This is a genomic window from Bradyrhizobium sp. WYCCWR 12699, assembly GCF_032144035.1.
In the GTDB taxonomy this organism is placed as follows: Bacteria; Pseudomonadota; Alphaproteobacteria; order Rhizobiales; family Xanthobacteraceae; genus Bradyrhizobium.
This window is the reverse complement of record NZ_JAVTJN010000036.1, coordinates 1,062,710-1,074,881: the sequence shown is the minus strand read 5'-3', so window position 1 is coordinate 1,074,881 and position 12,172 is coordinate 1,062,710. Positions and strand designations below refer to the sequence as shown.

Below are 12,172 nucleotides of genomic sequence, written 5' to 3'. Positions count from 1 at the left end.
CGACGCATCAGGGCGCCGGCGAGGCCAGAGGCTTGGTCTTGTCGACGACGTAAACTCCCAGCACCTTCATGGCCTTATCGCCATGAGCCTTGGCGTCGTGCACGACACCTGCCGGGATCTGGTAGGAATCGCCGGCTTTCAGGGTTTTCTCGGGCTGCCCATCAATGAGGAGGTTCAGCTCGCCTTCCAGGACGTAGCCGGTCTCGATGCCGGGATGGGTATGACGCCCGGCGGTGCCCCCGGCCGGGATTTCCGCGATGGCGGTGACGGTATTATAGCCCTCCGGGAATTCGACCTTCTGAAGCGGGGTGCGCTTGATTCCGGGCTGCTGGGCGAAGGCGGCCACGGCAAGGCCGGCAAAGGTCAAAGCGAGCAAAGTCTTTTTAGCATGGTTGTTTTCCTCCCGGGCGCGACCCTAGCAGCGTCGCGGTTCCCGGCAAGGTGGCAATCAGCTGGCTCAGCGCTTGATGCCGTCGAACGCCGCCATGATGCCGCGCTGGAAAAGTGACCAGTCGAAGCCGAGCGCGATGGCGCGGTAGCCGCGATCGACAAGCGCGTTGGCCTGGTCGGCGGTGCGGGCGACGCCGCCGATCGGCACGCCGCTTCTGAGAATGCCGGCCTCCGCGCGCGCGACCAGCTCCAGCAATTCCGGATCGTCCATCTGGCCGCGCTTGTTGATGGACGTCGCGAGATCGCCGGGGCCGATCACCGCGACGTCGATGCCCGGCGTCGCCATGATCTCGTCGATGCGGTTGACGGCCTCGACATGCTCGATGGTGATCATGCAGATCATCTCGTCGTCGGCGCTGGCCATGTAGTCCGGCATCGACTGGCCCCAGCGGAAGGGGGCATGGAAGGGACCCCAGAGCCGATCGCCGCGCGGCGGATAGCGCACGCTGCGCACCGCCTTTTCGGCGTCCGCGCGGCTTGTGATCATCGGGAAGTTGATGCCGAAGGCACCGATGTCCATCGGCGCCTTGGCAAGCCACGGCTCGTTGGCCGCGATCCGCACCAGGGGCGTGCACGGCGTGCCCGTCGTCGCGGCGATCATCGCGTGCGCTTCGGTCAGCCCGATCGGTCCATGCTCGAGATCGACGATGATCCAGTCGAGCGAGCGCGCCATGATCTGCACCGTCTGCACGCTCGGGATGGTCGCGATCGCGCCGAAGGCGGGGCGCCCGTCGCGCCAGAGCTGGCGGAGACGGTTGAGTGGCGTGGACGGGATCGACATGGGAAGGCCTGCAGCTAGGTGACGACGGCGAAGCCTAACAGCGCAGCACCGAGGCGCAAAGTCAGGCCAGCGCGCGCCCGCCGAAGAACGGCGTCAGCGTGGCCGAAAGGCCGTGCGCGCGGTTCGAAGTGAAAATCATCTCGGCGCCGGCCTGCACGATGTCACCAGTGCGCGGGCCGAGTAGATCCGAGACGCGGCGGGCGATTGCCGGCGCCGGATCGATCCAGTCGACCGGCCAGGGTGCCAGCCGCTTCAGACGGTCCAGCAGTAGCGGATAATGGGTGCAGGCGAGCACGATTGTGTCGGTGCGTGCGCCGGCGTCCTCGGCATCGCCGACGAAGCAGGGGGCGAGCTCGGCAAGGACGTCGCCGTCGCTGATCGGGTGGCCGCCAAGCGCGGCTTCGGCGAGCGAGGCGAGCTCGGGTGAGCCGACCAGCGTCACCTCGCAGCCTTGCGCGAAATCGCGGATCAGGGCCTTGGTGTATTCGCGCTTCACCGTGCCCTTGGTGCCGAGCACCGAGACGCGGCGGGTCCTCGACTGCGCGCAGGCCGGCTTGATCGCCGGCACGGTGCCGACGAAGGGCACGGAATAGGCGGCGCGCAAGTGAGACAGGACCAGGGTGGACGCCGTGTTGCAGGCGATGACGACGATATCAGGGTCATGCGTGCCGATCAGCTCCCCCATCAGCGGCACGACGCGGGCGATGATCTCGTCCTCGCTGTGGTGGCCGTAGGGGAAGAAGGCGTCGTCGGCGACGTAGACAAAGTGCGCGTCGGCGCGCGCCGCCACGACCTCACGCAGCACCGTGAGCCCGCCAAGGCCGGAATCGAACATCAGGATCGTCGGAGAATTGGTCACGTCATTACCCTAGCCCACCATGGTTACCATTCGGTTTTTGGGGCGGTTTTGCGGCGGAGCACCCAGAACGCGTTGGCGAGGCTCATTTCGCGCGCCCGATCATATCCGCAAAATTCCGGGGGGAGAGGTAGGTACGACGCACACCTCTCCGAACGAGGGCGTAAGATACCTCGCGGCTGGTCCAATTTGCGCTTCCAGGAGGCGTCATGCTCACTGTCCATCATCTCGGCAAATCGCAGTCCGAGCGCATCGTCTGGCTCTGTGAGGAGCTGGGAATTCCTTACGAGCTGAAGCGCTACACACGCGATCCCGTCACCATGCTGGCGCCGCCCGACTACAAGGCGCTGCATCCGATCGGGGCGGCGCCGGTGATCACCGACGGCGATCTCGTGCTGGCCGAATCCGGCGCCATCGTCGACTACATCATGGCCAGATACGGCAATGGGCGCCTCGTGCTCCGGCCCGATGATCCGGATTTCGCCCAGTTCCTGTACTGGTTTCACTTCGCCAACGGCACGCTGCAGGCCGGCATGGGCCGCCTGATGATCCTGAGCCGGCTCAAGCTCGCCGACGACAATTCGATGCTGGTCGCCACCAAAGGGCGCGTCGGCCGTGCCTTCGATCTGGTCGATGCGCGCGTCCGCGATGCCGAATATCTGGCCGGCACCACCTTCACCACCGCCGACATCATGATCGGCTTCTCGCTCACCACGATGCGCTACTTCCAGCCTTATGACCTCCAGCGTTACCCGAACGTGGTCAAATATCTCGGCCGCATCGGCGGCCGTCCAGCCTATAGGCGCGCGATGGAGAAGGGCGATCCGGGCATGGCGCTGCTGCTGAGCTGAGTGGCGGTCACGCGATCCTGTTCGTGGTGGCGGCCCGTTCCGTCGCCAGCTGCTTCTGCAGGCGATCGATGTTCTGCAGGAGGCGCTGGCTGGTCAGCACCAGGAAATAATAGCCGAACTGCGGATCCTGGAAGTAGATCTCGAGCAGCCGGTCATAGGTGATCGTGAGCACCTGGCCGTCTTCGATGCATTCGATCGTTCCGGTGCGCCGGTTGTCGGGCGTCAGGAAGCCGAGCTCGCCCATCAGTGCGCCCGGCCCGATCTCGACGTTGATCTCCTTGACCAGGAACTTGCCGGTGACCGTGAGGAGCATTTCCTTCGCGGGATCGCCCAGCTTGAACAGCGTGTCGCCGCGGCGATATCTGCGCTCGGTCATGAAGGGCTTGAGCCATTCGATCGACATGTCGCCTTCCGCGGCATGGCGCGCCTTCTTGACCAGCTTGAGCATCTGCCGCAGGCGCAAGGCGTTGATCGGAAGCATCAGCAGATAGAGCAGGAACGTTGCGACGTTGGCGGACAGCGCGCCGAAGATCGCAAAGAACGCGCAGCCGATCATGTTGGCGACGCGCAGCGGCACCATCGTCCGCATCAAGAGGGTGGCGACGAAGAAGACCGCCCCGACCACGGCGAACATATTGGCCAGCGTGATGTTGCTGACGAAGATCTCCAGCAGCCGGTTGAAGATCGCGTCGTAGGTGACGTTGTTGGGATCGAGGCCCATCTGCACCAGGATCTTCGCGATCCTGAGGTTGTCCGTGGCCGCCTCGAGAATGCGGTCGAGGATCGAGGAAATGTCTGCGCTGCCGGACGGCATGGTACTAATCCCGCGTAAGGCCTTCAGTCCTGGTCGGTGTGCTCGACACGTATAGCCGAAATCGCATGACGGCCGCCTGAAATGAAGCCTTCAGCCGCCATGTCGCAAGAGACAAATTTTAGCCCGATCGGGCGTTTCGGCAATTGCCCGTTGGTTGTCCCGCTAGCCGCGGCGGCCGTGATTCGGGCAGGGACGGCGGCGCGGAGGGGGCTGCTGCCCCAGGGCGGGGGGCGATCTTCGGCTTATGGCTTGGCGGCGGGCTGCACGACCTGCTGCTCGATGAGGCCAAGATGTCCCGGCAGTGAGCCGGCGCGCAGCATCATGGCCACGCTGCTCGCTTCCTCCAGGGTGAAATTGCCGGAGATCTGCCCCGAGCCGCCGGTGATGGGTTCGCGGATCACGGGGGCGGAGATCACCCTGTCCTCGAGCACGATGGCGAAGGGCCTTCCGATATTCTCTGCGGTGATATGGGCGAAGCGGCGCGTGCCGCGGCCGTTGAAGCGGAACGAGGCGATCGGCTCCTTCGTGCCGCTCGCAAATCCCGGGCCCGCATGGCTGATATCGTCGCCCTCGAGCGCGCTGTCCCTGGCAACGAGATAGGGCTTGTTGTCCTTGAGGCCGAGCAGGACTTCCGTGCCCGCCGGAGGCGTGGCGGATTGTGCCTGCTCCGGCGCCATCGAGAGATCGATCAGGCGGAAGCTGACCTTGACCTTCCTGGCAAAGGTCGCGGTGATCCGTTCGGGCTCCATCATGCCGGGCAGGAAGATGCGAATGCGATCCGTCCCATCCGGCTGGACGCTGGCGAGCTTGATGCCGGCGTCCTTGAGGCGCTGCTCGATCATGGCAATGGAATCGTCGACGAGATCGTGCAGCCGCGCAGCCGACGCGGCATCGGTCGGCGCGAGCCTGACCAGCCCGTCGCCGCCATCCGTCACGGTGAGCGCGTGCGAAGGCAGTCCCTCCGCGTCTGATGCGAGCTTGCGAGCGAGTTGTTCGCGGCCCCTGGCGTCCGCGATCCTCAATTCGACGCCGCCGTCGCGGATCGCAAGGCCCGAAAAGGCGATCCTGCCTTCGCGCAGGGTCTTGTAGACGTCGTCGCGCAAATCCGTGACGACGCTCTCGCGCAAACCCTCGCTGTCCACCTTGTAGATGATGCGCGAGCCGCCCAGCTTCTCCATCTTGTCGGCGACGACGGTCGCGATCTTGGCGCGCATCTTGTCGAACTGGCTGTCGGCGAGCGCGGTGCAGGGCAGGGCGATGGCCGGGACGAGGACGAGCGCGACGATCAGCCGTGTGAAGCGGTCTCGCAGGGGCCCAATCATGATAACCTCGAGTCTTGCGGCAGGACGCTGGCAAGGAAGTCCAGTGCCGGTTTTTGGTCCCCGGATCGGGCGTGGAGGTTCAATGGCCGTCCAGGCCGAGCCTGATCGCCGCACTCGTTAGGGAATGGACGAACGCCAAATCATCCATCATTCTGTCCGCGCTCGACCGGTCACCGGTTCGGGCCTCGTCGACCCAAAATGTCAAAAGACAGGAGGCGGGGAAATGAACCTGAGGGAGGACGGAATTCCATGGCGGGCATCCACGCGCTCGATCGGCTCATCGGCAACGACTATCCTGATCTTCAGACCGACGCGGAGGTGCAGGCCTTCCAGCAGGTGCCCTACGCCGAGCGCATCGCAGCCGAGAGCACTTACGACGCCATCACGTTAGGCGCGGCGCGCAACCCCGACGGAGCGGCGCTCCAGTTTCTGCAGAACGCCGATCCCGCCGATACGCCGGTCGTGGTCACGTACCGCGATTTCATCGCGCGCGTCACGCAGGCCGCCAACATGTTTCACGCGCTCGGTGCGGAGAAGGGCGACGTCATCAGCTTCATGCTGCCGCTGGTGCCCGATGCCTTCGTGACACTGTTCGGCGCGGAGGCCGCCGGCATCGCCAATCCCGTCAATCCGCTGCTCGAACCGCACCAGATCGCGGAAATCCTGGAGGCTGCGAACACCAAGATCCTGGTCGCGCTCGGGCCGATGCCGGGCACCGACATCTGGCAGAAGGTCGAGCAGATCCGCCCGCAGCTCAAGCACCTCAAGGCGACCGTGCAGGTGTTCGGCGGCGGTGATCCGGACAAGGGCATCTTCGCCTTTGGCGACCTGATCAAGCAGCAGCCGTCGGATCGGCTCGTCAGCGGGCGCAAGATTCGCGGCAGTGACATCGCCGCCTATTTCCACACCGGCGGCACCACCGGCACGCCGAAGCTGGTGCGGCACACCCATACCAACCAGGTCTATCAGGCGTGGGCGCTCAATCTGCTGCTGAAGGGGAAGCCCGGCACCAATTTGCTGTTCGGCATGCCGCTGTTTCACGTCGGGGGATCGCTGACTCAGGTGCTGACGATGCTGTCGAGCGGCGGCTCGCTGGTCGTGCTGTCGCCGAGCGGCTGGCGCAATCCGAATGCGGTCAAGAACATCTGGGGACTGGTCGAGCGCTTCAAGCCCGAGGCGCTGTCGAGCGTGCCGACGGTGCTGGCCGCGACGCTCGCGGTGCCGCCGGGCAATGCCGATATCTCCAGCCTGAAATATGCCGCCGGCGGCGGTTCGGCGATCCCCGTCGCCGTCGGCTCTGCGATCCAGGAGAAGCTGAAGCTGCCGGTGGTCGAAGTCTACGGCATGACCGAGACGTCGAGCGTGCACACGCTGGCTTATCCGTCACGACCGATCCGGCTCGGCTCCGTCGGCTTGCCGATGCCTTATGCGCGCGTGCGCATCGTGCAGCTCGACGCCGACGGCCGCCTGATCCGCGACTGCAAGCCGGACGAGATCGGCGTCGTCATCATGGCCGGGCCGGGCGTGTTCAGCGGCTACCTCAACGACGAGCACAACAAGGGCGCCTTCATCGACGACGTCTGGGTCAATTCCGGCGATCTCGGCCGGCTCGATGCCGACGGCTATCTCTGGATCACCGGCCGCGCCAAGGACCTGGTGATCCGCGGCGGCCACAACATCGACCCGGCGCCGATCGAGGAGATCATGTTCCGCCATCCCGCGGTCGGCTTCGCTGCCGTGGTCGGCCAGCCCGACGCCTATGCCGGCGAATTGCCTGTGGGCTACGTGCAGTTGAAGCCGGGCGCCAAGGTCGAGCCCGGTGAACTGGAAACGTGGGTGCGTGAGCGCACGCCGGAGCGGGCCGCCGTCCCGGTGCAGGTCATCCCGATCGATCCGATGCCGGTGACCGGCGTCGGCAAGGTGTTCAAGCCGCAGCTGCGCTGGGACGCGGCCGAGCGCGTCTTTACCAAGGTGCTATCGCCACTGGTCGAGCGCGGCATCGATTGCAAGGTCAAGGTCGGTGCCCATGGCAGCCACGGGTCCATCGCGACCGTCACGCTTGCCGGGCTGCCGCCGGACCAGCGCGAAGCGGTTGCGGACGAAGTCCACACGCTGCTCGCGCCGTTCGTGATGCGGCATGAGGTGGTGCAGGCATAGGTGCTTGCGTTGGATTGTAGCCCGGATGAGCGGAGCGATATCCGGGGAAGCTACTGTCCCGGGTGTCGCTTTTGCTCACCCGAGCTACAGCAGCGTACGGGCGGCCTCAGCCCGCCGGCATTCGCGTCTCGACCAGACGCGCCCAGAATGACGCGCCGTGGCCCAGAATGTTGTCGTTGAAGACATAAGACGGATGGTGGCACTCGTTGCCGTCACCCATGCCGACCAGCACCATGGCGCCGGGGCGCGCCTCCAGCATGAACGAGAAGTCCTCCGCGCCCATCATGGGGATGAACTTGTCGTTGACGCGATCGGCGCCGACGATGTCGCGGGCGACGTCGGCGGCAAGGCCGGCCTCGCGGGCATGGTTCATCGTCACGGGATACATCCGCGTGTATTTGGTCTCGGCCGACCCGCCATAGGCGCGCGCGACGCTGTCGGCGACTTCGCCGATACGGCGCTCGACGAGATCGCGCACCTCGGGATCGAGCGTGCGCACGGTGCCGCCGAGCTCGGCGATCTCTGGGATGATGTTGAAGGCCGTGCCGGAGTGGAATTGCGTGATCGAGATGACCGCCGACTTCAGCGGATCGACGTTGCGCGCCACGATCGATTGCAGCGCATTGACGATCTGCGAGCCGATCAGCACGCTGTCGACGGATTTGTGCGGACCCGCGCCGGCGTGGCCGCCCTTGCCGTGCACCGTGATCTGGATGTTGTCGGAGGAGGCGAGCATCGCGCCGGGTGTGGTGGCGAAATGCCCTTCCGGCAGGTTCGGCATGTTGTGCATGCCGTAGACCTCCTGGATGTTCCAGCGCGTCATCAGCCCGTCCTCGACCATGGCCTTGCCGCCGCCACCGCCTTCCTCGGCGGGCTGGAAGATCAGGACCGCGGTGCCGTCGAAATTGCGCGTCTCGGTCAGGTACTTTGCGGCGCCGAGCAGCATCGCGGTGTGGCCGTCATGGCCGCAGGCATGCATCTTGCCGGGGACCTTTGAGGCGTAGGCGACGCCCGAGGTTTCCAGGATCGGCAGTGCGTCCATGTCGGCGCGCAGGCCGATGGTCTTTCCGGAAGCGGACTTTCGGCCGCGGACCACGCCGACCACGCCGGTGCGGCCGATACCCGTCACCACCTCGTCGCAGCCAAACTCGCGCAGCTTGTCGGCGACGATGCCGGCGGTGCGATGGACCTCGTAGAGCAGCTCCGGGTTCTCGTGGAAGTCATGGCGCCAGGCGGCCATTTCGTCTGAGAGGGCGGCAACGCGGTTGACGATGGGCATTGGGGGGATCCGTTTCTTGTTCGTAGGGCGGGTCAGCGTAGCGTAACCCGCCGCGATGCTGGGACGGAAGGCGGATTACGCTGCGCTCATCCGCCCTACGCGAAGTTGTCAGCTTTCCCCGAACACGCGCTTGAAGATCGTGTCGACGTGCTTGAGGTGATAGCCGAGGTCGAACTGCTCCTCGATCTCGGCGTCGGTGAGATATTTCTTCACCTCCGCGTCCTTCTTCAGGAGCTGGAGGAAGTCGCCTTCGCCGCGCCAGACCGGCATCGCATTGCGCTGCACGAGCTTGTAGGAATCCTCGCGGCTTGCGCCCTTCTGCGTCAGCGCCAGCAGCACGCGCTGCGAATGGACGAGGCCGCCGAGACGGTCGAGGTTCTTCTGCATGTTGGCGGGGTACACCAGCAGCTTCTCGATCAGGCCGGCGAGGCGCACCAGCGCGAAGTCGAGCGTCACGGTCGCATCGGGGCCCATCATGCGCTCGGCCGAGGAGTGCGAGATGTCGCGCTCGTGCCAGAGCACGACGTTCTCCAGCGCCGGCGTCACATAGGCCCGCACCATGCGCGACAGGCCGGTGAGATTCTCCGACAGCACCGGGTTGCGCTTGTGCGGCATCGCGGACGAACCCTTCTGCCCCTCGGAGAAGAACTCTTCGGCCTCCAGCACCTCGGTGCGCTGCATGTGGCGGATCTCCACCGCGATGCGCTCGACGGAAGAGGCGATCACGCCGAGCGTCGAGAAGTACATCGCGTGGCGGTCGCGCGGGATCACCTGGGTCGAGATCGGCTCGGGGACGAGGCCCATGGCTTTCGCGACGTGCTCTTCGACGCGCGGATCGATCTGCGCGAAGGTGCCGACCGCGCCCGAGATGGCGCAGGTCGCGACCTCCTTGCGCGCCGCGATCAGGCGCTCCTTGGCGCGCGTGAACTCGGCATAGGCATAAGCGAGCTTGAGGCCGAACGTCACCGGCTCGGCGTGGATGCCGTGGCTGCGGCCGATGGTCGGCGTCATCTTGTGCTCGAAGGCGCGCTTCTTCAGCGCGGCCAGCACCTTGTCGAGGTCGGCGAGCAAGAGGTCGGCGGCGCGAGTGAGCTGGACGTTGAGGCAGGTGTCGAGCACGTCCGAGGACGTCATGCCCTGGTGGACGAAGCGCGCCTCGGGGCCGACGATCTCGGCGAGGTGGGTGAGGAAGGCGATGACGTCGTGCTTGGTCTCGCGCTCGATCTCGTCGATGCGGGCGACGTCGAAAGTGGCGTTCTTGGCCTTGGCCCAGACCGTCTTGGCGGCCTCCTTGGGGATGGTCCCGAGTTCGGCGAGGGCGTCCGCCGCGTGCGCCTCGATCTCGAACCAGATCTTGAACCGGGTCTGCGGCTCCCAGATCGAGGCCATTTCGGGACGGGTATAGCGGGGGATCATGGGGCGGCTCCAGGAAGGTGGGCGGGCGGCCCAAGGAATGGTCCGAGGGGCAGGTCCGGCCGGAATGTTTTTTACGCCGTGATTTAACAGAGCAGGGAGGGCGAAACAAACGATCCGACCCCCGGAACGGGTTTGGGGAGGGCTAATCCACCGCTGGGGGCCGAGCTGGCCCGCCGGTGGTCAAAAATCTGCTGTCAATCACGGATCATTGACTGACAGATATTGAAATCTGTCAGCGAGACATGTATATCCGTTCTCGGACGCTCCGATTGGGCGTCCCGCGACAAGCCCGGAAAGCCCGACATCCAAAGCGGATCGGAGGGCAAATTGAAGAACGGGACCGCGGACGAATGGAGACTTAAGACGATGACGACCGAAATCCTCAATTTGACCGGCGTGATTGGGCATTGGCTCAATTTGCTGGTGGCGCGCCAGATCGCGGCGCAGGCTGCAAAACTGCCTCATTAAGGCATAGGCTTTCCGAGACGACCGGCCAGGGCGCTTCGGAAGCAGCCCTACTGCCGGGTAACTGAGCCCTGAACGGGAACATGGTGCTGGCATGAATGAAGCTGTTGTCTTGACGCCGGAGCGGATCCTCGAAGTGACCGAGGACGTGCTCAGGCGCTTTGGACTTGCCAAGGCCACCGTGGTCGACGTGGCCCGTGCGCTCGATGTAAGCCACGGCAGCGTCTATCGCCATTTCCCGAGCAAGGCCTCGCTGCGCGAGGCCGTTGCCAAACGCTGGCTGGACCGCATCGACGCGCCGTTGCGCCAGATCGCCGGGGAGCAGGGCCCGGCGCCGGCGAGGCTCGACCGCTGGCTGCGCACGCTGTTCGCCGCCAAGCGTTCGCGCGTGCTCGACGACCCCGAGATGTTCGAGACCTATCTGACGCTGGCGCGCGAGGCCTGCGCGGCCGTGAAGTGTCACAAGGACACCATGATCGACCAGATCGCGGCGATCCTGACCGACGGCGTGAAGCAGGGCGTGTTTGACGTGGCCGACACGAAGACCACAGCGCGTGCGATCTTCGATGCGACCGTCCGTTTCCATCATCCGGCCCATGCCGACGAGTGGAAGGACGCCGATCTCTCCGCGCGCGTCGATGCGACCCTGGCGCTGGTGCTGCGCGGATTGAAAGTCTGTTAGACCGCTGCTGCTGATCGTTACGCTGCGGCCGATCAACCTCTCGCCTTGTGAAGAAGTGCGCCGGTGCGAAGCGACGGCGAAGACGTTCGCGGGCTGAAAGCGCCGTCGGATGACGGTACGACCGGCGGGCTCTCCGGATAGGCATTGATGGCGATCTCGACGTCGTCCTTTGATCGCTTTCGGAGGCGCTCGAATGCCAGCTCCTGACCGAGCATGGGGCAGCGGAAATGGACGACAGCGGTATCCGGCAGGCGGCAGAGCTCGTCGATGAGCTCGCCCACCGTGATGATCGAGGGAGGGGCGACTGCTTTGTGATGACCCTTACTCATGACCTTTAACTCCTTCACTCTACTGCTAACCGGAACGGAATAGGCTCTGTTCCAATCAGCCCGGCAGATTGAGAAATTTCACGCCATTCGAAGGATTGCGGCAGTCCTGCTGCTAAATCCTCGTCAGCCCGCACGTCGCGGCGAGCCGCACCAGCTGCGCATCGGTGCGTGCGCCGGTCTTGGTCTTGATCAGGTAGTGATAGTTCTGCACCGTCTTTACACTGAGATTGAGATGCGTCGCGATCTGCTCGGTGGTGGCGCCGCCTGCGAACTGGCGCAAGATCTCGATCTCGCGTTCGCCCAGCTGATCCAGCACCGAACCCGACGACAGGCTGTCTTCAGCGAGGATATGCGCGATATCGTCGCTCATGGCGCGTTCGCCGCGCGCCACGCTGCGGATGGCGCCGACCACCGAGGACGGCTCGCTGCTCTTGGTGACGAAGCCGCTGGCGCCGGCGCCGAAGGCGGCTTTCACCAGCACGGCCTCGTTGTGCATGGTGAAGACCAGGATCCGCGCCCGCGGGCTGCGCGCGCGGATGTTGCGGATCGCCTCCAGCCCGCTCGCGCCCGGCATCGAGATGTCGAGCACGACGACGTCGGGGTCGTGCGCCTTGAACGCGCCATAGGCGTCCGCGGCATTGTCGGCTTCCGCCACGACGTGGAGGTCGTCCTGGCTCTCCAGCACGCGCCGGTAGCCCTGCCGGACGATCGGATGGTCGTCGACGAGCAGCACGGAGATGCCTGTTGCTGCCACCTCGCTCATGCCGGCC

At 65.2% G+C, this 12,172-nt stretch carries 12 protein-coding genes; 3 read left to right on the top strand and 9 right to left on the bottom strand.

Annotated elements, in window-relative coordinates; translation table 11 throughout:
- Positions 1-7: 7 nt before the first annotated feature.
- From RPS27_RS30145 to murI, 3 genes are all read right to left on the bottom strand, one after another.
- A complete protein-coding gene (locus tag RPS27_RS30145; RefSeq protein ID WP_313754859.1) occupies positions 8-376 on the bottom strand; it encodes a cupin domain-containing protein in 369 nt (122 codons plus the stop codon).
- An 81-nt stretch (positions 377-457) separates the two neighbouring features.
- Positions 458-1,231, bottom strand: coding sequence for an HpcH/HpaI aldolase family protein (locus RPS27_RS30140; RefSeq protein WP_259213782.1), 774 nt, complete (start codon positions 1,229-1,231; stop codon positions 458-460).
- Between the two features lie 61 nt (positions 1,232-1,292).
- Entirely contained in the window at positions 1,293-2,090 is a 798-nt protein-coding gene (gene murI, locus RPS27_RS30135; RefSeq protein ID WP_211418963.1) for a glutamate racemase, read from the bottom strand.
- 206 nt (positions 2,091-2,296) lie between these two features.
- On the opposite strand from murI, the gene RPS27_RS30130 reads away from it, so the two are divergent.
- A complete protein-coding gene (locus tag RPS27_RS30130; RefSeq protein WP_313754858.1) occupies positions 2,297-2,938 on the top strand; it encodes a glutathione S-transferase in 642 nt (213 codons plus the stop codon).
- A gap of 7 nt (positions 2,939-2,945) precedes the next feature.
- Here the strand turns inward: RPS27_RS30130 and RPS27_RS30125 are convergent, their stop codons facing one another.
- Both RPS27_RS30125 and RPS27_RS30120 read right to left on the bottom strand, forming a co-directional pair.
- Positions 2,946-3,752 carry a Crp/Fnr family transcriptional regulator gene (locus RPS27_RS30125; protein ID WP_211418965.1) on the bottom strand — a complete coding sequence of 269 codons (807 nt, stop codon included), beginning with the start codon at positions 3,750-3,752 and terminating at the stop codon, positions 2,946-2,948.
- Between the two features lie 242 nt (positions 3,753-3,994).
- The gene (locus RPS27_RS30120) at positions 3,995-5,074 is read right to left on the bottom strand and encodes a SecDF P1 head subdomain-containing protein (protein WP_313754857.1); all 1,080 of its coding nucleotides are present in this window, start codon (positions 5,072-5,074) and stop codon (positions 3,995-3,997) included.
- Between the two features lie 249 nt (positions 5,075-5,323).
- Here RPS27_RS30120 and RPS27_RS30115 point away from each other — a divergent pair, with 249 nt between their 5' ends.
- A complete protein-coding gene (locus tag RPS27_RS30115) occupies positions 5,324-7,231 on the top strand; it encodes an acyl-CoA synthetase (RefSeq protein ID WP_313754856.1) in 1,908 nt (635 codons plus the stop codon).
- Between the two features lie 106 nt (positions 7,232-7,337).
- On the opposite strand, the gene RPS27_RS30110 is transcribed toward RPS27_RS30115, so the two are convergent.
- Both RPS27_RS30110 and purB read right to left on the bottom strand, forming a co-directional pair.
- On the bottom strand, positions 7,338-8,510 hold the full coding sequence (locus RPS27_RS30110; RefSeq protein WP_194403122.1) for a M20 aminoacylase family protein: 1,173 nt from the start codon (positions 8,508-8,510) through the stop codon (positions 7,338-7,340).
- A 108-nt stretch (positions 8,511-8,618) separates the two neighbouring features.
- Positions 8,619-9,926 (bottom strand): adenylosuccinate lyase, encoded by a 1,308-nt coding sequence (purB, locus tag RPS27_RS30105; protein ID WP_194403121.1) that lies wholly within the window; start codon positions 9,924-9,926, stop codon positions 8,619-8,621.
- Positions 9,927-10,485: 559 nt separating this feature from the next.
- Here purB and RPS27_RS30100 point away from each other — a divergent pair.
- Positions 10,486-11,073, top strand: a complete 588-nt coding sequence (locus tag RPS27_RS30100) for a TetR family transcriptional regulator (protein ID WP_194403120.1) — start codon at positions 10,486-10,488, stop codon at positions 11,071-11,073.
- A 32-nt stretch (positions 11,074-11,105) separates the two neighbouring features.
- On the opposite strand, the gene RPS27_RS30095 is transcribed toward RPS27_RS30100, so the two are convergent.
- Together RPS27_RS30095 and RPS27_RS30090 are read right to left on the bottom strand one after the other, a co-directional pair.
- Entirely contained in the window at positions 11,106-11,402 is a 297-nt protein-coding gene (locus RPS27_RS30095; RefSeq protein ID WP_313754855.1) for a hypothetical protein, read from the bottom strand.
- 112 nt (positions 11,403-11,514) lie between these two features.
- Positions 11,515-12,165, bottom strand: coding sequence for a response regulator transcription factor (locus tag RPS27_RS30090; RefSeq protein WP_313754854.1), 651 nt, complete (start codon positions 12,163-12,165; stop codon positions 11,515-11,517).
- Positions 12,166-12,172: the final 7 nt, after the last annotated feature.

Coding starts and splice junctions, on each gene's coding strand:
- RPS27_RS30140 (WP_259213782.1), bottom strand. CDS start 1,231: ATGTCGATCCCGTCCACGCCACTCAACCGTCTCCGCCAGCTCTGGCGC.
- RPS27_RS30130 (WP_313754858.1), top strand. CDS start 2,297: ATGCTCACTGTCCATCATCTCGGCAAATCGCAGTCCGAGCGCATCGTC.
- RPS27_RS30125 (WP_211418965.1), bottom strand. CDS start 3,752: ATGCCGTCCGGCAGCGCAGACATTTCCTCGATCCTCGACCGCATTCTC.
- RPS27_RS30120 (WP_313754857.1), bottom strand. CDS start 5,074: ATGATTGGGCCCCTGCGAGACCGCTTCACACGGCTGATCGTCGCGCTC.
- RPS27_RS30115 (WP_313754856.1), top strand. CDS start 5,324: ATGGCGGGCATCCACGCGCTCGATCGGCTCATCGGCAACGACTATCCT.
- RPS27_RS30110 (WP_194403122.1), bottom strand. CDS start 8,510: ATGCCCATCGTCAACCGCGTTGCCGCCCTCTCAGACGAAATGGCCGCC.
- purB (WP_194403121.1), bottom strand. CDS start 9,926: ATGATCCCCCGCTATACCCGTCCCGAAATGGCCTCGATCTGGGAGCCG.
- RPS27_RS30100 (WP_194403120.1), top strand. CDS start 10,486: ATGAATGAAGCTGTTGTCTTGACGCCGGAGCGGATCCTCGAAGTGACC.
- RPS27_RS30095 (WP_313754855.1), bottom strand. CDS start 11,402: ATGAGTAAGGGTCATCACAAAGCAGTCGCCCCTCCCTCGATCATCACG.
- RPS27_RS30090 (WP_313754854.1), bottom strand. CDS start 12,165: ATGAGCGAGGTGGCAGCAACAGGCATCTCCGTGCTGCTCGTCGACGAC.